Source organism: Bradyrhizobium acaciae (assembly GCF_020889785.1).
In the GTDB taxonomy this organism is placed as follows: domain Bacteria; phylum Pseudomonadota; class Alphaproteobacteria; order Rhizobiales; family Xanthobacteraceae; genus Bradyrhizobium; species Bradyrhizobium acaciae.
Window position 1 is genome coordinate 1 of the sequence record NZ_JACMYK010000102.1, and the last position, 26500, is coordinate 26500.

A 26500-nucleotide genomic window follows, 5' to 3' on the forward strand; every position below is an offset into this window, starting at 1 on the left:
CGGAAGCGACGACGGATTCCGCGGTCGCGGTGCCGGCAGTCGAGAGCGAGTGCTGCATCTCGGCCGCGAGCGTGCGGACCAGATTGGTCGTTTCGGTCGATGCACCGGCAAGCGTGCTCTGGGCCTCGCGGGCGGAGGCGACGACGGCTTCCGCGGTCGCGGTACCGGCCATCGAGAGCGAGCGCTCGACGTCGCTGGCGAGCGACTTGACCTGACTGGTGACGTCGGTCGAGGTCGCGATCAGCGTGGTCTGGGCCTCGCGGGCGCCGGTCATGATCGCTTCGGCGGCGGCGGAGCCGGACATCGACAGCGACTGCTCGACATCGGCGGCCAGCGACTTGACCTGGCTTGCGGCTTCCACCGATGCGCTGACCAGCGTGGTCTGCGCGTCGCGGGCGCCCGACAGCACGGAGGCTGCGGTGGCGCTACCGGCCGCTTGCAGCGTGCGCTCGACGTCTTCGGACAGCGCCTTGATCTGCGAGGCGACGTCGCCGGAGGCGGAGACCAGCGAGACCTGGGCGTCGCGGGCACTGGTGAGGATCGAGTTGGCGGCGCTGGTGCCGACGGCGGTCAGCACGCCCTCGACCTCGGCCGAGCTCATCTTGAGCTGGTTGCCGACATCCGCGGACACGGTGAGCAGCGCCTGCTGCGCGGTGCGCGCGCCGGTCTGGATGGTTTCGCTGGTGTTGACCACGAGGTTGGTCAGCGAGCGCTCGGCGTCCTCGACATGGGACTTGATGCTCGACGACAACAGCTCGGCGCGGGACATCAGGTCCTCGCTGGCCTGGCGGCCGCTGCTCTCGATGCGGCCGGCGACGGCCTCGACGCGCGAGCCCAGGAGGTCCTCGAACTGCGCGACGCGGGTGTCGATGTCACCGGCGATCACGCCGACGCGGCTCTCGATGCCCTGCTGGATGTCGGCGAAGCGTGCCGAGATGGTGTCGGTCAGGTTCGAGCTGTGGCCGCTGATGGTCTCGACGAGACGGGTGTTGTGACCGTTGATGGTGTCGGCGAGCCGGGTGCTGTGGCCGTTGATGGTGTCGACGAGGCGGATGCTGTGGCCGTCGATGGTTTCGGTGACGCCGTTGATGCGGTGGTCGACCGCGGCGATCGCCTGCACGGTGCCCTCGGTCAGCGTCGTGGTGAGCAGGCCGAGCCGCGAATCGATCGAGTGGATTGCCTGGGTGGCGCCTTCGGTCAGCTGCGTCGCGAGCGTACCGAGATGGCCGTCGATGGTGTCGGTGACCGACTTGGCGCGGCTCTCGAAGGTGACCTCGATCGTCTTCATGCGGCCGTCGATCGCGTCGTCCAGCGACTGCAGGCGGCCGTCGAACGTGCCGATCCTGGCGGCGAGCGAGCTGTCGAACGACGACAGCTTGTCGTTCAGCGAGGCGTCGAGATGGGTGACGCGGCTGCCGAGCGTGGTCTCGAACTGCAGCAGGCGCTGGTCGAGCGAAGCGGTGATCTCGCCGCTGTTCGCGGTGACGCGATGGTCGAAGGTGTCGACATAGGTCTTCAGGCTGTCGGCAATGTCCTGGGTCCGCTGGCCCATGCGCTCGACGATGTCGCCGCCGAAGGTCTTCACCGTGCGGTCGAATTCCGAGATGTGGCGGGTGATCAGGGCGCCGAGCGTGCCGGAGTCGCGGGCGAATTTCTCGGCGAGCTCGCTGCCGTGGTTCCTCACCAGGTCGTCGAACGCGCTCATCTGCAGCGACAGCGAGTCGTGCGCGGTCTCGGTCTGGCCCACCACCTTGGCGACCAGCGAATTGACGGTGACGTCGAGCGCCTCGCTCGCCTTGTCGCCGGAGGTCATGATCTGGCCGGCGAGGCGGTTGCCGGCGTCGTCGATCTTGCTGACGAGGTCGTTGCTGCGCAGCTCGAGCTCGAGCAGCAGCGAGTCCGCGGAGTTCTTCAGGGAATCGTGGACTTCCTCGGTGCGGTCGGAGATGCCGTCGACGATAACCGACGAGCGCTGCTCGAACTCGCCGGTGATGCGGTCGATGCGCTCGTTCAGCATCTCGTGGACGCGATCGGCCAGATCGACGAACTCGTCATGGACGTGGCCGGTCTTGAAGTTGAGGCTGGTGGTCAGCCGCTCGGAGGCGTCCATCACCGCTCGCGTGGTCTCGGCGCTGGCTTCCTCGAGGCGGTCGAGCAGGTCGCCGCCGCGCTCGCCGAGCGCGAGGATCATGTTGTCGCCGGCATGGCTCAGCGCGGTCGTGATGTGCTGGCCGCGCTCTTCCAGCGCGCCGGTGATGCTCTTGGCGACCTCGTCGACGCGCGAGGCGATCGCGTCCGAGATCAGCGCGATGTCGTGGCGCAGGTCGATCTGCACGCCGGAGATCGCGCTGCGCACCTGCTCGGCCTGGCCGACCAGGTTGTCGCGCTGGTGGGCGATGTCCTGCAGCAGCGCGCGGATGCGCACCTCATTGTCGGAGTAGGCGCGCTCCAGCGCCGCAACCTCGTTGGCAACGAGGGTCTCGAGTTCGCCGGCGCGCGCGATCGCGCGCTCGACGCCGTCGCCCATCGCGGCGACTTCGCGGCGGATCGCCTGGCCGACCGTCACCATGGAATCGGCGGCGGCGTTTTCCGGTTCGGAGAATCGCATCGCGACCTGCGCCATCGATTGCGCGATCATCTGCATGCGCTGGCCGTGCGAGGCGAGGCTGGCGAGGTAGTAGAACAGCAGGACCGGAACGGCGAACAGCGCGGCGAGGCCGGCGAGCACCAGCACGCCGGTGCCCTGGGCCATCGAAGCCTGCAGGGCCGGCCAGAACGCGATGGTGAGGATGACGCCGCCGAGCAGCCAGGCGCCGGAGCAGACAAAGAACAGCGTGAAGGCGTTGCGGGCGCGCCCTCCCTGCAGCGTCTGCAGCATCTGGCCGATGGTCTCGCGATCATCGTTGGCGGCGCGGCGCGGGGCGCGCGGCTCCTCGATCGGCTCGAATGCCGATCGATCGGAATTCGGGCGGGACTCGAACGCGGTGGCTGAAAAATCCGGAGCTGATGGCGGCAGGCTGGGCGGCGCGGCGCCCTCGTTGAGGGAGCTGCGGTGCTCCGCGCCCTGTTCGCTGATGTTGAGGGCTTCCTGGATGGCAGAAAGCGCGACTTCGGTGGGATCTTTGACCTTCTTGGGAGTGTTCGCCATGTTCAGTCTGACCCTCTCACTTTTTTACGCGTCGGCGAGCCTGCGATTGTCCCCACGCAAGCTCGAAGCCGGTACCCACAAGCGGAGCGCAAGCGCCCCCTCGGCGGCTTGTCCGCTACATCCGCAAACATCCTATGGGGAGAGTGATGCGAATGAAATGCTTGCGATTAATACTTTCTTAATCATCGTTAACAGGTTTGCGCCATAAGGCCTTATGGGTACTCGAAATTCCTGCCGTAGCGTGCCGATTGTGTCCGGAAATTGTCCAGAATCGGGCGGTTTTGCCGATCATCCCGACAACAAACCGTTAACCAGTTTCGTGATTGGCTGGCCGACGATCCGCCCGGCGAGGCCTGGCGGAGACGACAGGGACAGGCCATGCCGCTTCATCTCGAACGGGTTGAATGGACGCAATCACCGCCGCTCGCGCCTGGCGGCGGCCCGATCGACGTCGACCACCTTCAGCGCATGACATTGGGCGACCCGGACCTGGAGCGGGAAGTCCTGGCCATGTTCTCGACCCAGTCGGCCCGGATCCTCGGAGAGCTGGCCGCCTTGCCGCCCGAGGCTCCGACCCACGCCCACACCCTGAAAGGGTCGGCGCGGGCGATTGGCGCCTTCGGCGTCGCCGAGGCTGCCGCCCATCTGGAGACCGCACTGACCGCTGGTTCCGATCCAGCCCAGCCGCTTGCCGCGCTCGGGGCCGCAATTGCCGAGGCGCGCACCGCGATCGAGCTGATTCTGGGCCGCTCCTAGGCTTCTGCCTGACCTCAACGGCTCGCCGCAGCAGCCTGGACACCATCCTGGCCGACTGGCAGGTTTTCGGTCTCCGCGCTAGCGCTGTGCGGATCGACCCGTTATACGACTGCCGGGACCTTTCCATCCATCGTCCGGCGCATTCCGGCAGCACGAGCAATCATGGCCAAAATCCACTTTATCGACCATTCCGGCGAGAAACGCTCCATTGATATCGAGAACGGCGCGACGGTGATGGAAGGCGCGATCCGCAACGCCATTCCCGGCATTGAAGCCGAATGCGGCGGCGCCTGCGCCTGTGCGACCTGCCATGTCTATGTCGATGACGCGTGGCGCGAGAAGGTCGGCGCGCCGTCGCCGATGGAAGAGGACATGCTGGATTTCGGCTTCGACGTGCGTCCGAACTCGCGTCTGTCTTGCCAGATCAAGGTTACGGACGAACTCGACGGATTGGTCGTGTCGACGCCGGAACGGCAGGCCTAAGGCCTTTCACTTCTTATTCGCCGTCCGGATTCACACCGCGACGGACCCAGCGGCGGAAGTTCTCCTTGACCTCCGCCGTCAGCGGCGTCGGCCGGCGCGTGGCCTCGTCGATCATCACGGTGACCGCTTTCGCCGACGCGACGCAGCGCCCCTCCGAAAACACCACCTGATCGAAGGTGGTCGACGTCCGCCCGAACTTGACGAGACCGAGCCCGAGCTCGATCTGGCCAGGCCAGTGCAGCTCGGCGCGGAAATGGATGTCGAGGCGCACCATGATCCAGCCGAGCCCCGCCGGCATCAGCCCCATGGTCGGATCCTTCACCAGCGTGACACGGCCGGTCTCGAAATAGCTTGCATAGACCGCGTTGTTGACGTGCCCATTGGGGTCGAGATCGGCAAAGCGCACATTGTCGGACAGGCGGTAGGGAAAGTCTTCCAGACGCAGTGCGTCGTCGGCGCGGACAGGGGCGTTCACGAGGGATCTCCGTCGGTTTCCTGCCCATACAGCCGAGTTGCGCAAGCTCGGCAAGGGGTTGCCGCGCCAGCCGCTGTCCCTATTATGCATGTCCCGATCCGGCCATACTTGGCTGGGCAGGCGAAAGCCGTCCAGTCGATCTCAAATGAAAAGAAGCGGATATGAGCGAAGCGATCAAAACCGATGTGCTGATTATTGGCGCGGGCCCTTGCGGACTGTTCGCCGTGTTCGAACTGGGCCTGCTCGACATGAAGGTGCATCTGGTCGACATCCTCGACAAGATCGGCGGGCAGTGCGCCGAGCTTTATCCCGAGAAGCCGATCTACGATATTCCCGGCATTCCGTTCGTCACCGGCCAGGGCCTCACCGAGCAGCTGTTGGAGCAGATCAAGCCGTTCGGTCCGACCTTCCATCTCAACGAGATGGTTGAGAGCATCGAGAAGATCGGCGATCCGCTGTTCCGCGTGAAGACCGACGCCGGCAAGGAGTTCGAAGCCAAGGTGGTCGTGATCTCGGCCGGCGGCGGTTCGTTCCAGCCGAAGCGTCCTCCGGTGCCCGGCATCGAGGCCTATGAAGGCACGTCGGTGTTTTACGCGGTGCGCAAGATGGAGCAGTTCCGCGACAAGAACATCCTGATCGTCGGCGGCGGCGACTCCGCGCTCGACTGGACGCTCAACCTGCATCCGATCGCGAAGCGCATCACGCTGCTGCATCGGCGCGACGATTTCCGCGCGGCGCCGCACAGCGTCGAGCAGATGCGCGCGCTGGTCGCAGACGGCAAGATGGATCTGAAGATCGGGCAGGTCACGGGGCTCGAAGGCGCCGACGGTCAACTCTCGGGCGCCGCGCTGAAGGCCAACGACAATGCGGTTTCGACGATCGCGTGCGATACGATGCTGCCGTTCTTCGGGCTCACCATGAAACTCGGCCCGGTCGCGAACTGGGGCGTTGCGCTGGAGAACAATCTGGTGCCGGTCGATACCGCGGCGTTCGAGACCAACGTGTCAGGCATCTTCGCGATCGGCGACATCAACACCTATCCGGGCAAGCTGAAGCTCATTCTCTCCGGCTTCCACGAGGGCGCGCTGATGGCACAGAAGGCGCACCGCTACGTGTATCCGGACAAGCGGCTGGTGTTCCAGTACACAACCTCGTCATCGAGTTTGCAGAAGAAGCTTGGAGTGAACTGATTCCACTCCAACAGCGACCAATGCCAGGGGCATGGGCCCGTTGCCGCGCGGCGCGGGTACTGGAACGCTCCGTGAAATGGCCGTAGTCTGCTGCCATTCGGGTTTGTCGATCGATCAGGTGATGATGATGCGGAACACGCTATCCAGACTGCGGCTGATCCTGGCGATCGCCACGGCCTTTGCGCTGGCTGCTCCGTTGGCTGCGACGGCGGCCGACCCGACATCGGCGGCGGGCCTCTGGCAGAAGGTCGAGGACGGCAAGCCGGAAGGCTGGTTCCTGGTGATCGATCACAACGGCATCTTCGAAGGCGTGATCGCCAAGATGTTCTCCGATCCCAATGATCCGCCGAATCCGGTCTGCTCGAAATGCACCGATGATCGCAAGAATGCGCCGTGGCTTGGCCTGTCCTTCATCCGCGACATGAAGCGCGATGGCCTGAAGTACGAGAATGGCAACGTGCTCGATCCGCGCGACGGCAAGATCTATAAGGCCAAGATGACGCTGAGCGCCGACGGACAGAAGCTGACCATGCGCGGCTATCTCGGCATCTCGCTGTTCGGCAAGGATGAGGTTTGGACACGCTTGCCGGACACCGCGGTGGCCCAGCTCGATCCCGCGATCGTCGCCAAATATCTGCCGGCGCAAGCCGCGGCCGTGAAGCCGCCGGCGCCGGCGGCTTTGCCGGCGACGAAGCGGCACTAAGACCTCTCTCTCACTCTCTCTCGTTGCCGATCAGGATCGCGTTCGCACGCAGCCGCGCGCGTTCAACGCGGGCGTTCAGCGTTGCTCCGGCGCGGGCGGCAGCGGCGCGACCGGCTCGGAAATCACCTCGGGCACACTGGTGTTCAACTGCAGCACGGTGGCGGCCGCGGGCGCTGCGGCATCGGCCATTGCCGCATGGCCTTCGGCGCTCGGATGCACCGCGCCGCCATACACCGCCGACAGGATGCCCCATGTCGCGTCGTGGATGTCGGTCGGCTGCATCGAGGACGGCAGGCCCTGCGGGTAAGTCATCGCCGCGAAATAGCTGTCGTTGGCGTCGCGGATCCAGCGCGCGCGCGGCAGGTAGGCGCGATACTCGCCGGCGCTGCGGCCGCATTTGAGCGGCTGGTTGGCTGCGGCGACGATGTCGGAGACGAAGCTGCCGCCATTGGCGGCGAAGCAGTCGCGGTCGAACTCCGGATCGGTCGACGCGCGCGCGCAGAAACCGTGGCTCGCAAACGCCTCCTGATGCGCATCGACGAAGGTCATGCGGTCAGCCTGCGGATTGCGGCAGATGATGCCGGACTGGCACTGCGCGAGCGCCTTGAGCTGCGGCAGGAACTCGTTCTGCACGAAGCTCGAGACCTCCGCGAGCCGCCGCGGATCGGCATTGAACGAGGGGTGGATATCGAAGCCGGCACGGCCACCGGGGCAGTGCGTGCCGCCATTGGCCAGCGCCGGATTGGCATAGGCCGTGTAGATCACGCGGGACAGGTCGCCGCCGACCAGAGGCTTCAGCGCATCGCGCAGCTTGGCAAAACCGGTCGGCAGGTCGCGTGCCAGTGCCGAACGGGCATCGTCGACGCTGGCCATCGAGCCGCCTTGGCTGAACAGCGTACGCTCGGTCGGCGTGTCGACGATCACGTTGGCGACGAGGCCGGAAAAGTAGATGTCGTTGGCGCCGATCGACAGCAGCACGAGGTCGAGCGTGCGGTCCGGCTGCCGGCGCTTGGCGGCGGCGAGCGCCGTGCGCAGCTCCGCAATCTGGCCGTTGACGGTGCCCGAGCAGGTGTTGGCGGTTTTGGTCGGCAGACATTCCCGCGCCTGCTGCGAGCCGAGCAGGCCGTCGGCGATGGTGGCGCCGGTGCAGGCCAGTGGCAGATAGGTCACCGCGATGTGCGGATACTGCACGGCGAGCGCAAGCGCGGTGCGGGTCTGGTAGCTGTACAGCGAGCGGTGGCACGCCGAGTTCAGCCACAGCGCGCTCTGGCGCTGCCAGTTCGTCAGGGTATCCGGCGCTTCGCAGGCGCGCCCGCCTTTGTACCCGGCGCGGCTCGGCCGGTAATACTGCGCGCCGCCGAGATAGGAGCGGAAGCAGAACCCCTCGTCGGACAGCGCAATCGCGCGGTCCGGATTGCCTTCGCCGGATGCGATGCTGTCGCCGAGGCCCGCGATCAGCAGGTCACGCACCGCGATCTGCGTCGTCACGCGCTGGTTGGCCTCCGCGCCGCTAGCGACGTCGACGGTTGCGACCGTGGTGCGGCCGTAGCGGACCCGCAGATTGACCGGCTCGGCGCAATCGAAGGTCTGGGATTGTGGCCCGTCGCCGTCGTCGAACGACCAGGCGCAGGTGGCGCCGACTGGAACCGGGCCGGTGAGCCGCACGACGATCGGGTGATCGATCGGCGTCAGATAGCTTTCCTTGACGTTATCGCGGGTGCAGGGCTCGTTGACGCGGCCCTGCAGGTCGATGCAGAGCCGGTTGACCGTGTTGCGTGCCCAGCCGCGTCCGTCGCTTTGCAGTTCCAGCGCCTGTTCCGAGGCCAGCACGCTGCGGCCCAGCCCGCTTTCGACATGCAGACGGAAGTCGCGTTCCTCGCGGAACAGACGGAAGCGGTTGCGGACCTCCCAGGAGATCTGCAGCGAGCTGTCCTGGGCGTCCGCGGCTGACGCGAATACCGCCGTCAGTGCGCTGCCGAGCAGCACGCTGCCGATCATCACACGAAACGAAAATCGAACCAAAAAGCCAATCATGGCGCGGTTTGACGCGAGTGGTACGGCGAAAATAAGAGAAGCGGCTGCGGGGATCGAAAATCCGGGATCGAAGAACCCGGAGGAGGGCCGACAACGTTGCCTGTTACCGTTTCAGCTGCCTGATCCGCTGCTGCCGGCTTTCGATCGGTTGCCGCACGGTCGCCGAAGCCGTGCAGGCCTGGCTCAATCTCTTTCGTTCCTGCCATGGCTGCACCACGTTGAGCCACAGCTCGCGCATGCCCATGATGGAGATCGAGATCCCGAACGGGATCAGGAAATACAGGATACGGAACACGACCAGCGTCGCCAGCAATTGCTCCTTGCTGAACTCCGGCAGCGCCACCAGCATCGCGGCATCGAACACGCCGATCGAGCCGGGGGCATGGCTCGCGAAGCCGAGCAGCGTCGCCAGGATGAACACGACTGCCAGCGAGACGAAGTCGATATGCGGTTCGGTCGGCATCAAGAGGTACATCGCGAGCGCGCAGAAGCCGAGATCGACCACGCCGATGAAGATCTGCAACAGCGTCAGCTTGGCCGATGGCAGCACCACCTTCCAGCCGTTCTGGCCGAGCTCGCGGCGCTTCTCGCCGGTCAGGAGCCAGACGAAATAGGCGCCTATGCCGGCAAGACAGCCGAGCGCGATCAGCCGGTTCATCGCCGGCGGCAGCAGGTCCATCGCCGAGGCCGCCGCGGGATGCCAGGCCATGCCGAAGCCGAGCACGAACAAATTGCCGAGCCAGAAGGTCAGGCCCGACAGAAAGCAGATCTTGGCGACGTCGATCGCGGAGAGGCCGTAATCGGAATAGATCCGGAAGCGGATCGCGCCGCCGGTAAAGACGGTGGCGCCGATATTGTGGCCGATCGTATAGCTGGTGAAGCTCGACAGCGCTGCGATGCGGTAGGGGACGTGGGTCTTGCCGATCGTGCGCAGCGCGAAGAAGTCATAGAAGGTCAGCGTGCAGAATGCTCCGACCACGCACAGCGCCGCCAGCGCGATCCGGTGCGGCGCGATGTCGGTCAGTGCGGTGAGGATGATGCGGGTATCGACGCCCTTCAGGGTGTGCACCAGCGTCGTGACCGCAGCCGCGATGATCAATACACTCGCGGCGATCCCGAGCCGTTTCCAGCCGATCGTTTCCTTGAAACCACGCCCAAGCGTGGTCAGCAGCCGAAGCATTCATCCTCCCGGCGGGCGGCAATTTCAGTGGGACCCGGTCACGTACGGCGACGGGTGACGGGCAAGCGCATCGTACGTGATGACCCATAAGGCAAAACCGATGCGTTGTGCAGCCCTTGACAAGCCAACCTTCCGCTCCTGTCCAGCATCATTGTCATACTGGCTACATATGTTCTCGCGTTGCGGAATGTGAGTCGCAGAGATGCCGTCCGCTGTGACGGGATCGTTCCATGTTCCGCCGTTCCCGGCGATTTCGTCGGCAATTTCGCCGATTTTGCGGTCGTCTCGGCGCCGCCGCGGGGCAGTCGGCGCGAAGCGAATGGACGATATGCATCGGCACGGGGACGTCGGAGCCCGCCGTGGCGTTTACCAAAGTGTGAAGTCGACGCGCGCATGATCATGACGCGCGTCCTGTGGACCACTGAGCGGGCCGGAATGCGACGCTCCGGAGGCGGTCCGTAGGTCTATTGAGGCAAAACGCCGCGCAAGCCGGGCCGCGGTCGTGCGGCCCAGCCGGCATGACGATTCCACACTTCGATCGTTGGCGAAGTGTTCTATCGAAACGAATGCCTATGTCTCGCATTGGTTGCCCGAGAGCGAGGACAGCACCATGCGACAGACATCTGCGAACCTCCGGCGCGTGCCCGACCGGCGCGCGGCGTCGCATCAACCGTCGAGTGGGCTTGCGGCGACGTTGACGCTCGCCGCGATGAGTCTCGGCTACGGCGTCGTGCAGCTCGACGTCACCATCGTCAACACCGCGCTCAGCGCCATCGGCGCCTCGCTCGGCGGCGGCGTTGCCGAACTGCAATGGGTGGTCAGCGCGTACACCATCGCGTTCGCCGCGTTCATCCTGACCGCAGGCGCGCTCGGCGACCGGATCGGTGCCAAGCGCATTTTCATGGCCGGCTTTGCGATCTTTACCGCTTCATCGGTCGCCTGCGCGCTCGCACCCGATGCGGTGACGCTGATCGCCGCGCGCTGCGTGCAGGGATTGGCCGCGGCCATCCTGGTGCCGAACTCGCTCGCGCTGCTCCGCCATGCCTATGCCGACGAGAAGGCGCGGGGACGCGCGGTCGGCGTTTGGGCCGCAGGTGCGAGCCTTGCGCTGACCGCGGGCCCGTTCGTCGGCGGCGGACTGATCACGCTGGTCGGCTGGCGCGCGATCTTCCTGGTCAATCTGCCGATCGGCCTGGCCGGCCTTTGGCTCGCCTGGCGTTTTGCCGGCGAAACCACGCGCCATCAGCAGCACCGGCTCGATCTACCGGGCCAGTTGGCCGCGATTGCCGCGCTGGGCACGCTGGCCGGCGCGCTGATCGAAGGCGGTGCGCTCGGCTGGGGCAGCCCGTTCGTGGTCGCAGGCTTCGTCCTCGCCGCGATCTTCTCCGTGCTGTTCGTCTGGCGCGAGGCCCGCGCGGAGCAGCCGATGCTGCCGCTCTCGCTGTTCAGCCGCAGGATGTTCGCGCTGACGTCGATCGTCGGCCTTCTCGTCAACGTCGCGTTCTATGGCCTGATCTTCGTGCTCAGCCTCTACTTCCAGCAGGTCAACGGACTGTCGGCGTTCGCGACCGGCCTGGCGTTCGTGCCGATGCTCGGCGCCGTGCTGCCCGCCAATTTGATCGCGCCGCATGTTGCGGAGCGGATCGGCGCGCCGCGGACGATCGCGCTCGGCGCGGCGCTCTCGGCCGCCGGATGCCTGGCGCTGCTGTTGATCGGCGCCGGTACCGGTTATCCGGCGATCTGCCTGCAACTGCTGGCGATCAGCGGCGGCCTCGGCCTCCTGGTCCCGCCCTTGACGTCGACGTTGCTCGGCAGTGCCGAGCCGCAGCATGCCGGCATCGCGGCCGGGGTGCTGAATGCGACCCGGCAGACCGGCAGCGTGCTTGGCGTCGCGCTGTTCGGCTCGATGGTCAGCCGGTCCGCGGCCTTCATCGCCGGCCTGCATGCGGCCCTCGGTATCTCGGCCGCCGTGTTGTTCGCGGCCGCCGCGCTGATCTGGATCGGCGCATCGTCGCAAGCGCGCTGACGAGAAGTGGCGCGAACGCGAAATTGCGCTGGGGCTTACGCGAGCAAGTCACATAAGCGTTCGCGCGCAGCCAAGCGTCCGCGCGGCCACCGTTTTCCGCGGCGAATTCCTTCTCATTCAAGGCTTCTTCACCATGCGTGGAGCCTTGCTGCAGTGCGGTTACCGTTCGTACACGAATGCGCCTGTTCTTATGGGTCCATAACGGGGGCCTATATGTATCGCGTTCTAACCTGTCTCACCTTGGAACATGACTGGCGGTTGGTCGTCCTTGGCGGGGTGATCTGTCTGCTCGCCAGTGCCGTCGCGATCAGCCTGTTTCACCGCGCCCGCGCCGCAGAGGGCCGTGCTCGCGAGATCTGGATCGGCCTCGATGCGGCGGTCGGCGGTTGCGGTATCTGGGCCACCCATTTCGTCGCCATGCTGGCGTACGATCCCGGCATCGAGGCCGGATACAACATTCCCATCACGCTGCTGTCGCTGGTGCTCGCGGTTGCGATCCTGGCCGTCGGATTGGCGGTCGCAACGCTCGATCAGCGCTGGTGGACGGTTGCGGCCGGTGGCGCGATCGTCGGCGCCGGTGTCGCCGCCATGCATTACACCGGCATGCTGGGGCTGGAACTGCCTGCCCGCATCGTCTGGTCGCCCGGCATCGTGGCCGCGTCGATCGCATTCGGGAGCCTGTTTGGCGCGCTCGCGCTCGTCGTTGCCGCGCGCGGCGAACGGTTTGGACTGACGGCCGCCGCGACCGGTCTTCTGACTGTCGCGATCGTCTCGCATCATTTCACGGCGATGGGCGCGGTGACACTGGTCCCGGATCCGACCATCGTTCCCGACGGAATGTCGGTCTCGCCGCGCGTGCTGTCGTTCATGACCGCCGTTGCGGCGTTCGCGATCCTCGGCCTCTCGCTGATCGCCTCCATCCTCGATCGTCGCGCCAAGACCGAGCTTCACAAGCAGAAGATGGTGCTGGATACCGCGCTCGAGAACATGTCGCAGGGACTGTGCATGTTCGACGCTGACGGCCGCATCATGTTGTTCAACGAACGCTACAGCGAGATGATGGGGCGCAATCGCGTGCCGCTGCAGGGACGTTTGCTGATCGACGTCCTGCAGGACCTCCATTCCATCGACGAGTGGGACGGCGATCCCGAAGAGCTCTGCGATGCCCTGATCGCCGAGGCCAAGGCCGGTAACAGCGGAACGCGGATCATCAGCCGCAACGAGCGCGCGATCCGCGTCGTCGATCAGCCGATGAAGGGCGGCGGCTGGGTCGCGACCTTCGAAGACATCACCGAATGGCAGCAGGCCCAGGAACAGATCTCGCACATGGCGCGGCATGATGCGCTGACCAATCTGCCGAACCGGACGCTGTTCCGCGAGCAGCTCGAGAAGGCCTCGCGGCTGGCCAAGCGCTCCGACCAGCTCGCGGTGCTCTGTCTCGATCTCGATCATTTCAAGGAAATCAACGACACGCTCGGACATCCGATCGGCGACGCGCTGCTCCGCGAAGTCGCGCGCCGGCTCGGCGAATGCGTGACCGAGCACGACACCGTGGCGCGGCTCGGCGGCGACGAATTCGCCATCGTGCAGTTCTGCAGCAATTGCGAGCCGTCCGTCGTGTCGTCGCTGGCAAGTCAGGTGGTCGAGCGGATCGCCGCGCCCTACGAGATCGGTGGCCATCAACTCGTGATCGGCGTCAGCATCGGCATCTCGCTCGCGCCCGAGGACGGCAAGGATCCCGACGAACTGCTGCAAAAGGCCGATCTCGCGCTGTACCGCGCCAAGGCCGACGGTCGCGGCACCTACCGGTTCTTCGAGACCGGAATGGATGCGCGCGCGCAGGCGCGCCGCCTGCTGGAGCGCGACCTGCGGCTCGCGCTCGAGCACGACGAGTTCGAGGTCTACTACCAGCCGATCCGCGATGTCGAGGGTGATCGGGTGGTCGCCTTCGAGGCGCTGGCACGCTGGAACCACGCGCTGCGCGGGCTGATCGCGCCCAACAATTTCATTCCGGTCGCCGAGGAGACCGGGCTGATCGTTCCGCTCGGCGAGATCGTGCTGCGCAAGGCTTGCATGGAGGCAGCAAGGTGGCCGGCGGACATCGCGGTCGCCGTCAACCTGTCTGCGGTGCAGTTCAAGAACCCCAACCTGGTGTCGTCGGTGAAGGCGGCGCTGGATGCGTCGGGCCTGGCGGCGGATCGGCTCGAGCTCGAGATCACCGAATCGGTGCTGCTGCAGAACAGCGAGGCGACGCTCGCGGTACTGCACGAGCTCCGTGGTTTCGGTGTCCGCATCTCGCTGGACGATTTCGGCACCGGCTATTCCTCGCTGAGTTATCTGCGCAGCTTCCCGTTCGACAAGATCAAGATCGACCGTTCCTTCGTCACCGACCTGGCGACACGCGAGGACTCGATGGCGATCGTGCGCGCGGTCACCGGCCTCGGCAAGAGCCTGGGCATCGTCACCACGGCCGAGGGTGTCGAGACCGACACCCAGTTCGACCTGCTGCGGCAGGAGGGCTGCACCCAGGCGCAGGGCTATCTGTTCAGCCCGCCGCGGCCGGCGGCCGACATCATCAAGATGCTGCACCGGCGGCCGGAACGGTCTGTGGCCTGACTTTGCGAGAAGTCCGGGCCGCTGGATTCTTCCCGAAAACGCGCTAGTTCTTCCTCAGCGCGAAATAGGCGCCGCAGAACGCCATCACGGCGCCGAGGCACAGCGCGGCGAGGCCGGCGAGCACGGCGGAGATGGTCGAGACCGTGCTCGGCGCCGACGCGGCCTGGCGGCGCCGGCCAGCATCAATACGCCAACGACGATCAGGAACTGGCGCATGCGCTGCGGGATCTGGCCGGCCACCGCGCTATGCATCAGGTTGGCGGTGAAATAGCCGCCCGAAAACCCGACTGATGCGATCAGCCACCACGCAATCGCCGCGCCGGCCGGCATGAATTCGTGGCTATCGGAGCGCCACAGGCCGCCGAGATCGAGCCCGTAGCGCGCGCCGAGCATATGCACGGCGAGCGCCAGCAGCACGCCGGATATCATCGCGCCGCCGAGGATGAGGTAACGCGGAAAATAGGTCGTCTCGGGCATGGCTCGCTTGTAGGATAGGCGTGACATGCGATGCAAGCGCAAGCATGATCCGGAAAAGTGGAAACCGGTTTTCCCTGCGACAAACGCGAAGCGTTTGCGCGGAGATCATGCTCAAACAATAGCGCGTGTCTGAACAGGTGGAACGGCGGATTGCCAACAAGGTTGCAGGATCGGCCGGAGGCAGGCGAGGGCGCACCCGTGCGCTATGCCTACAAGGCCTCGTTGATCGGCTCGGCGCACCAGTTCGAGCTGACCGAGGACGGCCTGTCGTGGCGGATCGCCGGCAGGTCGGGCGTGTGGGATTACGCCGACATCTCCGTGGTGAAGCTGTCCTATCGCCCGGTCTCGATGCAGCAGCAGCGATTTCGCGCCGACATCGACAACGCCAGGGGCGGGCGGATCGCGATCCTCTCGACCACCTGGCAGACCGCGACGCTGGTGGCGCCGCAGGGCCATCTCTACCGCGATTTCATCGTCGAGCTGCATCGGCGGATGCAGGCGGCGGGCAGCACGGCCAGGCTGGTCGGAGGTCTCGGGCCGAAGACATACACTGCCGCACTGGGGCTGCTGGCCTGTCTTGCGGCGGCAATGATCGGATTGCTGCTGATGGCGTTGCTGACAGCGAACTGGACCGGTGCACTGTTCCTGGTGGGCTTTGCCGCGCTGTTCACCTGGCAGGTCGGCGGCTTCGTCACCCGCAACCGCCCGCGGCGCTACAGCTTCGATCAATTGCCCGATGCGCTGCTGCCGAAGGCCGATCGCAGTCAGTGAGTTGGCCGCTCTCGCGACCGAACTGTAAGCGGGCTGTAAGCAACACGCTGTAACATTGCCGACTGATTTGCTTTCAGCTGGAGTGTCAGATGACAATCCGGGCTCCATTTTTGGCTCTTTGCCTCGTGCTCCTGAGCATCCCGCCGGCGCTTTCCAAGGGCAGCGTAGGCAACAAGCGTGATCCGCTTGATCACAATCACGTCGACAATCTGCCGCCCGACGTGCGGCAATACGTGGCCGGAATTTGCAAGGGAACGCCCGTCGCCCAGCACGACTTTGCGACCTACTCGCCGCAAGAGAAGCGCTGGCGGATCAACCTCGAATATCTGCAGTGCGGCGTGATCGGCGAATATCGCAGGGGCAACCAATGCCTGGATGTGGACTTCGTCGCCGAGGGCGCGCATTTTCGTCTCGTGAGAAAGACGTATGCGGCCTGTGGCTTTTGATGCTCCGGCGCTGGGATTGATGGAAACAGGCCGCTGTCAGTGCCGCGGTCGCGCGTGCCGCGCATACCCGGTGCTGGAATGCCGCGCCGCTTCGGCGTGAGCGTGCGATGTCACTCCGTCGAGTCGAAATCCTCTTCGGTCGCGCTCAGCATTCCCGCCAGTGTCCGCAGGCCGAGGTCGAGTTGCTCCATCGGCGGCGCGGCAAGCGCGAGCCGCACCGCATTGGGCGCGTGCCCCGGCGTGGCGGCGAAGGTGGTCGACGGCGTCAGCGCGATGTCGCGGCGCGCTGCCGCCGCCACCAGGGTCTGCGAGCGCCAGTGCGGCGGCAGGGTCAGCCAGAGGTGATAGGACTTCGGGTTGGTCTGGATCTCGAAATCGGCCAGATGCTTCGCCGCGAGCTGCTGGCGACGGCCGGCGTCGATCCGCTTCAGCCGTGACAATTCGGCGGCGGTGCCGTCGGCCATCAGCCGCTGTCCTGCGGCGAAGGCGTAGCCCGACGCGGTCCAGCCGCCCGAGCGCACCGCGGCCATGATGCTCTCGCGCAGCCGCTGCGGCGGGACGATGAAGCCGAGCGCGAGGCCCGGCGCGACCTTCTTCGACAGGCTGTCGAGCACGATGCAGCTGTCCGGCGCGAGCGCGGCCAGCGGCACCTCGTCGTCGAGGAAGCCGTAGACGCCGTCCTCGATGACGACGAGGCCGAGCTTCTCCACCACGCGCAACAGCTCGGCGCGACGCTCGGCCGGCATCGTGATGCTGAGCGGGTTCTGGATCGTCGGCTGCACGTAGATCGCGGACAGATGCGCCTCGCGATGGGCCTTCTGCACCGCGTCGGGGCGGACGCCGTGCTCGTCCATCGCAAGCGGCACCAGCGAGATGCCGAGCCGCGCGGCAATGCCCTTCACGAACGGATAGGTCAGCGCCTCGACGCCGCAGCGGCCGCCGGGCGGCACCACGGCGGCGAGCGCAGCGGCGATGCACTGCCGGCCATTGGCGGTGAATACGATCTGGTCGGGGTTCGGCGCCCAGCTCTTGCGTGCCAGGAATTCCGCGGAGATGGTGCGCGCCGCTCGCGTGCCGAAGCTGGTGGCCGGCCGCAGCGCGCCCTCGAGTACCTCGGGCCGCTCGAGCCCTTCGAGGCTCTTGGCGATCATCGTCGCCTGATGCGGCAGCAGCGGATAGTTGAATTCGAGGTCGATGCGGGCGCCGCGCGGCTCGGGCGGGGCGGCGTTGCCGCGGCGCGCTTCGCCGGACACGAAGGTGCCGCGGCCGACTTCACCGACCACCAGCCCACGCCGCAACAGTTCGGTGTAGACCCGGCTCGCGGTCGAGACGGCGATGTTGCGGTCATAGGCGAAATGGCGTTGCGGCGGCAGGCGGTCGCCCGCCTTCAGCTCACCGCTGGCGATCTCGGCGGCCACCGCATCCGCCAGCTTCAGATATTCGAATCTCGACATTATTGCACCGAGAGCAATGTTTTGCTTGCTCCGAGCAATGTACCGGATCATTGAAGACGGAACAAGCCCATGATTGTACCGAGGAGTGCGCAAGCAATCCGAGGTCCTGACGGTGCAGATGCTGAAACGGCATTTGTGTCAATGGCATAGCTTTGCCTCATGGGCACCGAAGGAGATGACGATGACGACGATATCCTCAGCCGCCGCGTCGCCCGCGCGGTCCAGCATGTTGGGCGGATTGCTCCGATTGCTCCGAATTGGCGGCGATGCGCTCGCGACCTATTGGGTGCGCCGCGAGGCGATCAAGACGCTGCGCCAGCTTGATGACCGGACGCTGCGCGATATCGGAATCTCGCGCTGCCACATCGAGACCGCCGTCACCGGTGATCTCGATATCGAGCTGGTCCGGATCCGTTGAGATGCTGCTGCCGGCGCAGCGCGCGGCGTTAGCCTTTTCCGAGTCGGAATAGTCCTCGCTCGATGGCCCTTGCCGAGCTTGCTGCCGCGGTTGCCGAATTCACCGAAACTACACCAAATAAGCGAAGGAAGCGGGGTTTGTGAGCGCCGTCGCACCAAGGTTGTAATGCTCTATGCTAGCGTGCTCGTCGCGTACGCTAGCGTTGTAGTTGGGGACCGATGGCCGCTCGCAGATTGTCGCAAGGGCAGGCCCCGAACCGGGAAGCGCGCCGCCGCTGGCACGAGGAGCGGTCATTGCGGTGCGCCATCAGGTTGGCCCGCATGGGCTATTGGGAGTCGCAGAGCGCCGCCGCGACCGATTTCTGGATATCTCCCGAGCTCGCTGCCTTCTACGAATTCAAGACCGCCGACGGCTTCGTCCCGATCGCGACGGTGCGCGAGCGCTATCTGCCCGAAAGCCGAAAGCTTCTGGAGGCGCATTACGCGGCGTGCTGGGCGGAGGGCCTGCCCTATGCGGTGCGGACGAGGCTCCGCGGCACCGATGGCAGCCTGCTCGACTGCATGGTGCATGGCGAGCCGGAGTTCGATGCGCGCGGTCAGGTCCGGCGCGTGTCCGGCATTGTCCGCGACATCACGGAGGAGACCTCCGCGCTGCGCCGCCTGACGGAGAGTGAGCAACGGCTGGCCGATTTCGTCTCGACCGCCTCGGACTGGTGCTGGGAGAGCGACGCCGCCCACCGGTTGCTGCCCTATCCCAAATCGCTTGCCGGCAATGCGGCCTTCCAGACGGTGGCCTCCGGCGGGAAGGCGCGCTGGGAGCTCGCCTATGCGCCCGAGGACGAGGAGGCCATGGCGCGGCACCGGGCCGATATGGAGGCCCATCGCCCTTTTCGTGACTTCACCTATACGCTGATCGGCCAGGATGGATCGCGCGTCAGCATCTGCACCAGCGGCAAGCCGATCTTCGCCGATGACGGCAGCTTTCTCGGCTATCGCGGCACCTCCAGCGACATCACCCAGCTCAGGGCCGCCAAGGCGTTGCTCGATCAGCGCACGCGGGCGCTGGAGGAAGCGCACCGGCTCGGCAAGATCGGCACCTGGAGCTACCGGCTGGACACCGGCCGCACGATCTGGGCGCCCGAGCTCTACCAGCTTCTCGGCTTCGACCCCAGGTTCGAGCCGACCGACGCGAGCATCAGGCCCTATTTCCTGGACGGCGACGCCGAGCGTTTTCGCGACGTGCAGAAGCGGGTCCTCCGCACCCGCAGGACCGAGGCCACCGACCTGCGCATCCTGCACGCGGACGGCACGGCCCGCGATCTGGCCGTCATCTGCAAGGCGGAGGTCGCCCACGACAACGTCATCGGCATCATCGGCACCGTGCAGGACGTCACCGAGCGCAAGGAGGCCGAGCGCCAGCTCGAGCAGCTCGCCTACAGCGATCCCCTGACCGGCCTTGCCAATCGCGCGCTGTTCAAGCGCCAGCTCGCCGCCCTGATCGAGGGCTGCGCGCGGGAAGGCCGCGTCGGTGCGCTGCTGCTGATCGACCTCGATCGCTTCAAGGAGGTCAATGATTCCCTCGGCCATGCCGCCGGCGACGAGTTGCTGATCCAGGTGGCAGCTGCGTTGCGACAGGATTTGGGGCCGCGGGCCTTCATCGCCCGGCTCGGCGGCGACGAATTCGCGGTGCTGGCGGAGGGATGCGGCATGTCCGAGGCCGCGCTGACCGGGCTTGCCGATCGGCTCATCGGCAAGCTGTCCGGCCCGGTGGATCTCACCGAGGGCGAGGCTTCCGTCGGCGCCACCATCGGCATCGCCCGCTTGCCGGAGCACGGGGCGACGGCAGAGACCGCCATGCGCAACGCGGATCTGGCGCTGTACATGGCCAAGGAGGCCGGGCGCGGCCGTGCGCGGCTGTTCGAGCCGGTCTATGCCCAGGCGGTCGATGAACGGCTCGATCTCGGCCGGCATCTGCGCCGCGCGGTGGAGGCCGGCGCCCTCGAGGCCCATTACCAGCCGCAGCTGGACCTGAGGACCGGCCGCGTCACCGGTTTCGAGGCGCTGCTGCGCTGGACCCATCCCGAGCGCGGGCCGATCTCGCCGGCGGAGTTCATCCCGATTGCCGAAAGCTCCGGGCTGATCATCGATCTCGGCCTGTGGGTGTTGCGGGAGGCCTGCCGGCAGGGCCGCGCCTGGCTCGACGCCGGGTTGCCGCCGCGCTTCGTCTCGGTCAACGTCTCGCCGGCGCAGATCTGGAACGTGGATTTCGAGACGGCCGTCGCAGCCGCGCTGGCGGAGACCGGCTTTCCGGCGCGCTTGCTTTGCCTTGAGCTGACCGAAAGCCTGTTCGTGGATCATACCGAGCAGCGGATCAGTCGCACGCTGACGGCGCTCTCCGGTCTCGGCGTCCGGCTGGCGCTGGACGATTTCGGCTCGGGCTATTCCTCGCTCGGCTATCTGACGCGCCTGCCGTTCGACTGGCTGAAGGTGGACCGGGCCTTCGTGGATGGCATTTCCACCGCGCCGGAGAAACGCAAGCTGCTCGGCGGCATCATCGCGCTGTCGCACGGGCTCGGCATGACGGTCGTGGCGGAGGGCGCCGAATTGCCGGCCGAAGTCGACGTGCTCGGCACCCTCGATTGCGACCTGGTGCAGGGCTTCGTGTTTTCGCCGCCGATCGCCGCCGACGAGGCGCCGCTGGTGGCTGCCAGCATCGAGCGCGAGGCATGCCGGATGCAGCCAAAACGAAATCGCGTTTAGGCGAACAACTCGTGGGATCCAATGTATATTCGCCAGATTGTTTTCGCCGTCGTGCTGCTCGGCGCTTTGGTTCGGTTCGGGCCGGCCGAAGCCGAAGATGGCTTCCCGGCAGCGGAGTGGGAGCGCGTCACCCCTGCAGAGTCGGGCTGGTCAGAGACCGTATTGGCCCAGGCGCGATCCTTTTCGGATCAGATTCGCTCGAGCGCGGTTGTGATCGTTCAGCACGGAAAGGTGGTGGCCGAGTGGGGCAATACGACGAAGCCAATGGAACTCGCTTCGATCCGCAAGAGCCTGCTCAGCGCCCTGATCGGCATCGCAGTGTCGGATCACCTGATCAACCTCGACAGCACGCTCGGCGAACTCGGCATCGATGATAATCCGCCTGGCCTGACCGGGAGCGAGAAGGGCGCGACGGTGCGCGAACTCCTCGAAGCGCGTTCCGGGGTCTACCACGCGGCGCTCTATGAGACGCCGAACATGGCCAAGATGAGACCGCCGCGCGGCAGCCACCCGCCCGGCACATTTTGGTATTACAACAATTGGGACTTCAACACGCTAGGCACGATCTACGAGCACGCAACCGGCAGCGGCATCTTCGAAGCGTTCGACCAAAAGATCGCAAAGCCAATCGGCATGCAGGACTACCGGGAACAGGATGGCAGCTACGTCCGCGGCGAAGCGTCGATCCACCCCGCCTATGCGATCCGCATGAGCGCACGTGACTTGGCGCGTTTTGCACTTTTCTATCTGCACAAAGGCAATTGGGCCGGACACCAGATCGTCCCGCGGGAGTGGGTGGAAGAGAGCACGCGTAGCTATTCGAGAGCGGCGTCCGGGCAGGGCTATGGCTATCTCTGGTGGATCGGTTTTCTGGGCGGTGCCGTTGCGCCTACGGTGACTTTGCCGAGGGGCAGCTTTTTGGCCGAAGGGTTCGGCGGTCAATACGCCTTAGTCGTGCCCGCCCTCGACCTCGTCGTGGTGCATCGTGTCGACCAAGACACGCCCTTCACCGAACCTTCTATGCGTAGTATTGGCAGGCTCTTCTGGCTGATCCTGAAGGCCGAGGGCTATGATCCGGGGCCCGATGCCTCGCTCACCGCAGCGACCGGCGAACGACCGACAGGTGAGACCCTGGCCGCAAAATTCCAGAGCAAGACGATTAGCTTCGGTAACAAGCTCAGGGATGGTCCGCGCACAATGCGATTCGAGCCCGACGGCCGGGTGACCTATACGCACCGGGACGAGGCCCTAGGACCTACAGCCGGGACATGGACGGTCATGGAGGATAAGCTCTGTATCTTGATCTTGGGTGCCAGACGTAGCTGCTACATTCCAGTGCTGAACGGTGAACAGATTGAGTTGTTCGACCAGCTTGGCGTCATGCAAATCGCCGGGGTGGCGCAGCCCCAGTGATCTGCATGCAGCAATCGGCTCGCGACGTCCGTTCAGGTTCAAAAGGTGAAGAACTCAACGTGAGCACAATGGGTCCGCTTTTCGGTGCATAGCGACCAATCGCCGTCGGTCAGCGCCTCATTGAGCCTGACTGCCGAGCCGTGGTTCCTGCGCCTGACCGAAGGGGCCGAACTGCCGGCAGAAGTGGATGTGCTCGGCACCCTCGACTGCAACCTGGTGCAGGGCTTCGTGTTTTCGCCGCCGACGAGGCGCCGCTGGTGGCTGCCTCGATCGAGCGCGAGGCGTGCCCGATCCAGAAAAAGCGGAATCGCCTCTAGGCGAACACCGCTTTGCAGCATGCTTTTGCTCGTGGCTTTGCCACCGATGGTGGCAGCTGACCGATCAGCTGGGCCATGTACTCACAAATCGGAATTGGATGAGGGGCGCTTGACGTCCGCTCTCACCCTGAGAGCGGCGAGAAGGCGGACCTCGCCGGAGGTTCGAGAAGGGCCAATCGCCGACGATACACGCCGAGAACGTCAATTCTTGATCCTCGTCGAGCAAAAAAAAGAAAGACCGCCTCGCAGCGGTCTCTCCGAGTCTAGCCGGGTGCTCCATCAAGCAGCTCGCTTGAACGCTTCCCGCGCAGCCTCATTGGCGCGATCGAAGGCAGTGCGCGTTTCCGTCAAAGCTGCCATGAGTGCGGACCATGACTGGGTCCCCGCCTGATTCAACTTCTCTAGTTTTTTCTCCGCCTCGACTGCATCTGCGTTCATACGCTTAACGGCAGCGTCGATATCGCCCCGACGCTCAGAAGCGAATTTTTTGGCATCGCTGCCAAGCTTCTCGGCCACTTCGCGCCACGCTTTCAATTGGGCATCGGCTTGAAGCTTGAACGTCGCCTGCTGGTGCTCGATTTGCTTGCCGAAGCTTTCGACATATTTCTTGACCTCGGCCTCGAACAAGCCCCAGTCAGCCTCAAGTTTTGCTTTTGTCTGGATCCACGCGGCCTCGTTAGCTTCCGACTGCTTCTTCATGGTGTCGCGGAAGTCATCACGCTGCGAGCGCAGGTCCGCAAGAACCTTCTTGGCTTTGTCGCGGACATCCGCCTGCACTTCGGCAGCCTTGCCCTCAAGCGAGGTCACCGTTGCGTCCATTTCGTCGAGACGCTCTTTGGCCCAATTTGCAAAGAAGCGGATATTGCTTTGTGTAACCATTTGCTCGTCTCCATGAAGTCGAAGAATGCCACCCCATGTTGCCGATTAACATGCCGCGCCAAGCTATTTTTGATGTGAGTCAAAAGGTGTTCCGCGGTCCGACCAAACTTCACTCGAGAAGTTGCGAGTTCCGAGATGGGTCACTACCAATGGTTATTCTGTCGACGCTATCGGAGGCGCAGCGTTAAGTAGGCTGGAAATAGCTGTCACGAGCTGTGCTGGCGCAAATGGCTTTGTAAGCAGGATGCTGTTCGGAACGCCCTGTGAGGGCCACTGGTCGGCGCCGTCGCCGGTCATGTAGACTACGGGCATATCGAGGCTAAGCTCTCTCGCCTGCCTGGCAACGTCCCAGCCGGTAAGCTCGCCCTGCAAATGGATGTCGGTAGCGAGCGCTCGATACTTATGGTGATCTTCTTGGAGAAGGGCGCACGCTTCTTCGCCTGACGCTACGGCTTGCGGTTCAAAGCCGCCCTCTGACAATGCTTCTACAGCAAGTTCTTTTATGAAGTAATCGTCTTCGACCACTAAGACCAGCAGGGAAATTTTCACAATATCACCATCTCCTGCCGCGAGGATGCAGCGGGCTTAAGTTACAAAGTGAACAATTGTTCCATTTGCGCAGTGAAGATATTCCGTAAATGCAAGGAACATTATTGGCGATGCTGATTGCGGCCCAAGGAGACGTACCCGCAATTTCCAGCAGCGTGTTGCAGCAAGGGACGAATTGTCACCGCCCTCAGACTGCAAGACGATCCAGAGGGATCGAGACCCTCAACCTGAGCCCGCTCGGTAGCCAATCATATTCCACCTTCCCGCTGAGCTGAGCGGCAATGCTGCGCTCGGCAAGCACACTCCCAAAACCCTTTGCCGAAGGCGCAGCAACAATCACCGGGCCGCCTGTCTCCTCCCACTCAAGATGCAAGTCCCCGCCTTGCGTCTCCCATGCGATGTTTATCGAACCGGTTGGTTCCGATAACGCGCCATACTTGGCCGCATTCGTCGTGGTTTCATGCAGCGCGAGAGCGAGGCTTGTAACGGCCATAGCCCCCACGGGCACAGTTGGTCCTCTTACCTTGATGCGTTCGCGGGACGCTTCATCTTCATATGGCCGCAAGACCGTTCGCACCACGTCTCCCACCGTCGTTCGCTCGCTATGCGCCTCCGTACCCATAATTCCAGGACGGATCAGGTCCTTGGCCTGCATGAGAGCGTCAAGACGGCCTCGTAACGATTGAGCCATCTCCTGCGGAGTTCTGGCTGACCGAGCACTCAGACTTATGATGCCGTGGAAAACGGCAAACATGTTCTTTACGCGATGGTTTGCTTCCCGAGCGAGCAGCCGTTGGCGCTCTTGCGCGACTACACGGTCAGTCGTCTCACTAACGATGCAGAGTACACCGTCCGTTTCGCCAGCCTCGTTTTGAACTGGAGAATACGAGATGTCGAAATAAACTGTCTCTGGGTAGCCGTGCCGCTCGATGTAGAAGGGGCGGTCCTTCGCGAAGACTGTTTCGCCGGCGTCGAGAACGCGCCTGAGTAGCGGTTCTAAATCGTCCCACAGCTCGGCCCAATTTTCGCGTGCAGGCCGCCCGAGTGCCGTTGGGTGCTTCTGACCTATCGTAGGTGCATAGGCGTCGTTGTAGAGAGCGACAAACTCGGCTCCCCAAAACAGCACGATTTGTGCTTTGGCCGGCAGCATAAGACTGACCGCGCTCTTGAGGTGGGTTGGCCACCCAACGATTGGTCCCAAGCTTGTGGTGGACCAGTCGAAGGACCGGATGAGTGCGGCAGTTTCGCCCTCGGCTCGCGGAAAATCGCCTTTTGCTTTTCGAACAGTGCCCATGACGATCAACAAGCAGATATTGTGATCGGGAACAATGGCCCACGAAACTCTGATGTTAACAGAGCAACGGGGAGATGGGGACACGAGTTGTTGCAACGAGCCATAAGCGGTCATCAACCGCCGCTGTAGGTCGGCGGTCACCCGAGAATGTTCCCGCCCGACGCTTACGTCTTTCAATTAGCAAAAGAACTCAATGGCTTGGAACGTAGGCCTCCTCTGTAGGTTGGCTGACCAGTATCCGAGGAGCCAACGATGGTCCCCCAACAGCAGCAGCAAGAGAGCGAGCGGGTCAGGGTTTTGCTCGTGGAGGACGAATGGTTCATCCGATTTGACGTAGCTGAGGAACTTCGAGCCGCGGGGTTTGAGGTCGTTGAGGCGAGCACCGTAGATGATGCGATGGACTATATCTCAAGAGGCGAGCGAATTGACGCGCTGATAACCGACGTCCGGATGCCCGGAACCCTTGATGGTCTCGACTTGGCTGGGAAGGTCCGCGTCATGCAACCGATGCTCCTTATCCTCGTTGCCTCTGGAAGCACAGAATTGGAGAGCGCAGCGAGCCGCGTAGGTAGGTTCATCAGCAAGCCCTACGATCCCAAGCAGATCGCAATGCTGATCGCGGAGATGCTCGGCCCAGCGCTGTAGTAGCATGCAAGCAGCAACTGTATTGATCGTCGAGCAAGACGTGCTCGTGCGCCATCCGCTGGCAGAGTACCTTCGCGAGTGCGGCTATCGCGTAGTGGAGGCAACTGACCACGACGAGGCACGTGAATGCCTCGAAGACGGGAGGTACTCGATCGATGCCGCCTTGATCGACGCGGGCGGTCCCACCGGCTCTGGGTTTGCTCTTTCTGCGTGGATACGGGGCAACCACCCAACTGTGAAGACGATGCTAGGCGCGACGGTCGGAAAGGTCCTCGCGCTCGCCGGTGATCTTTGCGACGAGGGCCCGCAGGCAGCGAAGAGGCTGAATTATCGACCCGTGCTAGACCACATCCGCCAACTGCTCGCGAGCCGCAAGCGGCCTTAGAATTCCGAAGCCTTGGTAGTCGCTAGAGCGGGATGGGTTTTGGTTGAATCGGCCGGGTGCGGTACTCGTTTCACCTCTCCCC

Annotated in this window: 21 protein-coding genes and 1 pseudogene; 13 read left to right on the top strand and 9 right to left on the bottom strand. The window is 64.4% G+C overall.

What is annotated here, in order from left to right; translation table 11 throughout:
• Nucleotides 1-3148: apolipoprotein A-IV repeat region-like domain-containing protein (locus tag H8A92_RS28960; RefSeq protein ID WP_476695699.1), on the bottom strand; the 3148-nt coding region annotated here is incomplete at its 3' end.
• 378 nt (nt 3149-3526) lie between these two features.
• Between H8A92_RS28960 and H8A92_RS28965 the strand changes: the two genes are divergently transcribed.
• Nucleotides 3527-3904 carry an Hpt domain-containing protein gene (locus H8A92_RS28965; protein WP_229198925.1) on the top strand — a complete coding sequence of 126 codons (378 nt, stop codon included), beginning with the start codon at nt 3527-3529 and terminating at the stop codon, nt 3902-3904.
• Nucleotides 3905-4066: 162 nt separating this feature from the next.
• Nucleotides 4067-4387 carry a 2Fe-2S iron-sulfur cluster-binding protein gene (locus H8A92_RS28970; protein ID WP_163155324.1) on the top strand — a complete coding sequence of 107 codons (321 nt, stop codon included), beginning with the start codon at nt 4067-4069 and terminating at the stop codon, nt 4385-4387.
• A gap of 13 nt (nt 4388-4400) precedes the next feature.
• Here the strand turns inward: H8A92_RS28970 and H8A92_RS28975 are convergent, their stop codons facing one another.
• Entirely contained in the window at nt 4401-4862 is a 462-nt protein-coding gene (locus H8A92_RS28975; protein ID WP_229187268.1) for an acyl-CoA thioesterase, read from the bottom strand.
• Between the two features lie 161 nt (nt 4863-5023).
• On the opposite strand from H8A92_RS28975, the gene H8A92_RS28980 reads away from it, so the two are divergent.
• Nucleotides 5024-6052: an NAD(P)/FAD-dependent oxidoreductase gene (locus H8A92_RS28980; RefSeq protein ID WP_163155320.1), complete on the top strand. Its 1029-nt coding sequence runs from the start codon at nt 5024-5026 to the stop codon at nt 6050-6052.
• A gap of 127 nt (nt 6053-6179) precedes the next feature.
• The gene (locus H8A92_RS28985; protein ID WP_229198926.1) at nt 6180-6755 is read left to right on the top strand and encodes a DUF2147 domain-containing protein; all 576 of its coding nucleotides are present in this window, start codon (nt 6180-6182) and stop codon (nt 6753-6755) included.
• 75 nt (nt 6756-6830) lie between these two features.
• Here the strand turns inward: H8A92_RS28985 and H8A92_RS28990 are convergent, their stop codons facing one another.
• Both H8A92_RS28990 and H8A92_RS28995 read right to left on the bottom strand, forming a co-directional pair.
• Nucleotides 6831-8753, bottom strand: coding sequence for an SGNH/GDSL hydrolase family protein (locus tag H8A92_RS28990; RefSeq protein ID WP_229198927.1), 1923 nt, complete (start codon nt 8751-8753; stop codon nt 6831-6833).
• 139 nt (nt 8754-8892) lie between these two features.
• A complete protein-coding gene (locus tag H8A92_RS28995; protein WP_229198928.1) occupies nt 8893-9969 on the bottom strand; it encodes a lysylphosphatidylglycerol synthase transmembrane domain-containing protein in 1077 nt (358 codons plus the stop codon).
• A 610-nt stretch (nt 9970-10579) separates the two neighbouring features.
• Here H8A92_RS28995 and H8A92_RS29000 point away from each other — a divergent pair.
• Nucleotides 10580-11995: an MFS transporter gene (locus H8A92_RS29000; protein ID WP_229198929.1), complete on the top strand. Its 1416-nt coding sequence runs from the start codon at nt 10580-10582 to the stop codon at nt 11993-11995.
• Between the two features lie 213 nt (nt 11996-12208).
• Complete coding sequence (locus H8A92_RS29005; RefSeq protein ID WP_229198930.1) at nt 12209-14611, top strand: EAL domain-containing protein; 2403 nt, start codon at nt 12209-12211, stop codon at nt 14609-14611.
• Nucleotides 14612-14654: 43 nt separating this feature from the next.
• Here the strand turns inward: H8A92_RS29005 and H8A92_RS29010 are convergent.
• Nucleotides 14655-15088: pseudogene (locus tag H8A92_RS29010) on the bottom strand (hypothetical protein).
• Nucleotides 15089-15250: 162 nt separating this feature from the next.
• Here H8A92_RS29010 and H8A92_RS29015 point away from each other — a divergent pair.
• A complete protein-coding gene (locus H8A92_RS29015) occupies nt 15251-15859 on the top strand; it encodes a hypothetical protein (RefSeq protein ID WP_420831379.1) in 609 nt (202 codons plus the stop codon).
• Between the two features lie 89 nt (nt 15860-15948).
• Nucleotides 15949-16305, top strand: coding sequence for a hypothetical protein (locus H8A92_RS29020; RefSeq protein ID WP_229198932.1), 357 nt, complete (start codon nt 15949-15951; stop codon nt 16303-16305).
• Between the two features lie 110 nt (nt 16306-16415).
• Here the strand turns inward: H8A92_RS29020 and H8A92_RS29025 are convergent, their stop codons facing one another.
• Nucleotides 16416-17759 carry an aminotransferase-like domain-containing protein gene (locus H8A92_RS29025; protein WP_229198933.1) on the bottom strand — a complete coding sequence of 448 codons (1344 nt, stop codon included), beginning with the start codon at nt 17757-17759 and terminating at the stop codon, nt 16416-16418.
• Nucleotides 17760-17940: 181 nt separating this feature from the next.
• Between H8A92_RS29025 and H8A92_RS29030 the strand changes: the two genes are divergently transcribed.
• The 3 genes from H8A92_RS29030 (at nt 17941) to H8A92_RS29040 (ending at nt 22349) form a co-directional block, all read left to right on the top strand.
• Nucleotides 17941-18177 carry a DUF1127 domain-containing protein gene (locus H8A92_RS29030; RefSeq protein ID WP_229198934.1) on the top strand — a complete coding sequence of 79 codons (237 nt, stop codon included), beginning with the start codon at nt 17941-17943 and terminating at the stop codon, nt 18175-18177.
• Between the two features lie 293 nt (nt 18178-18470).
• The gene (locus H8A92_RS29035) at nt 18471-20936 is read left to right on the top strand and encodes a sensor domain-containing protein (RefSeq protein ID WP_229198935.1); all 2466 of its coding nucleotides are present in this window, start codon (nt 18471-18473) and stop codon (nt 20934-20936) included.
• A 21-nt stretch (nt 20937-20957) separates the two neighbouring features.
• Entirely contained in the window at nt 20958-22349 is a 1392-nt protein-coding gene (locus H8A92_RS29040) for a serine hydrolase domain-containing protein (protein ID WP_229198936.1), read from the top strand.
• A gap of 596 nt (nt 22350-22945) precedes the next feature.
• Here the strand turns inward: H8A92_RS29040 and H8A92_RS29045 are convergent.
• The 3 genes from H8A92_RS29045 to H8A92_RS29055 form a co-directional block, all read right to left on the bottom strand.
• Nucleotides 22946-23545 carry a sll1863 family stress response protein gene (locus H8A92_RS29045; RefSeq protein ID WP_229198937.1) on the bottom strand — a complete coding sequence of 200 codons (600 nt, stop codon included), beginning with the start codon at nt 23543-23545 and terminating at the stop codon, nt 22946-22948.
• A gap of 153 nt (nt 23546-23698) precedes the next feature.
• The gene (locus H8A92_RS29050; RefSeq protein WP_229198938.1) at nt 23699-24094 is read right to left on the bottom strand and encodes a response regulator; all 396 of its coding nucleotides are present in this window, start codon (nt 24092-24094) and stop codon (nt 23699-23701) included.
• A 187-nt stretch (nt 24095-24281) separates the two neighbouring features.
• Nucleotides 24282-25502, bottom strand: a complete 1221-nt coding sequence (locus H8A92_RS29055) for an HWE histidine kinase domain-containing protein (protein ID WP_229198939.1) — start codon at nt 25500-25502, stop codon at nt 24282-24284.
• A gap of 138 nt (nt 25503-25640) precedes the next feature.
• Between H8A92_RS29055 and H8A92_RS29060 the strand changes: the two genes are divergently transcribed.
• The gene (locus tag H8A92_RS29060) at nt 25641-26033 is read left to right on the top strand and encodes a response regulator (protein ID WP_229198940.1); all 393 of its coding nucleotides are present in this window, start codon (nt 25641-25643) and stop codon (nt 26031-26033) included.
• A 22-nt stretch (nt 26034-26055) separates the two neighbouring features.
• Nucleotides 26056-26418 carry a response regulator gene (locus tag H8A92_RS29065; protein ID WP_229198941.1) on the top strand — a complete coding sequence of 121 codons (363 nt, stop codon included), beginning with the start codon at nt 26056-26058 and terminating at the stop codon, nt 26416-26418.
• Nucleotides 26419-26500 lie beyond the last annotated feature (82 nt).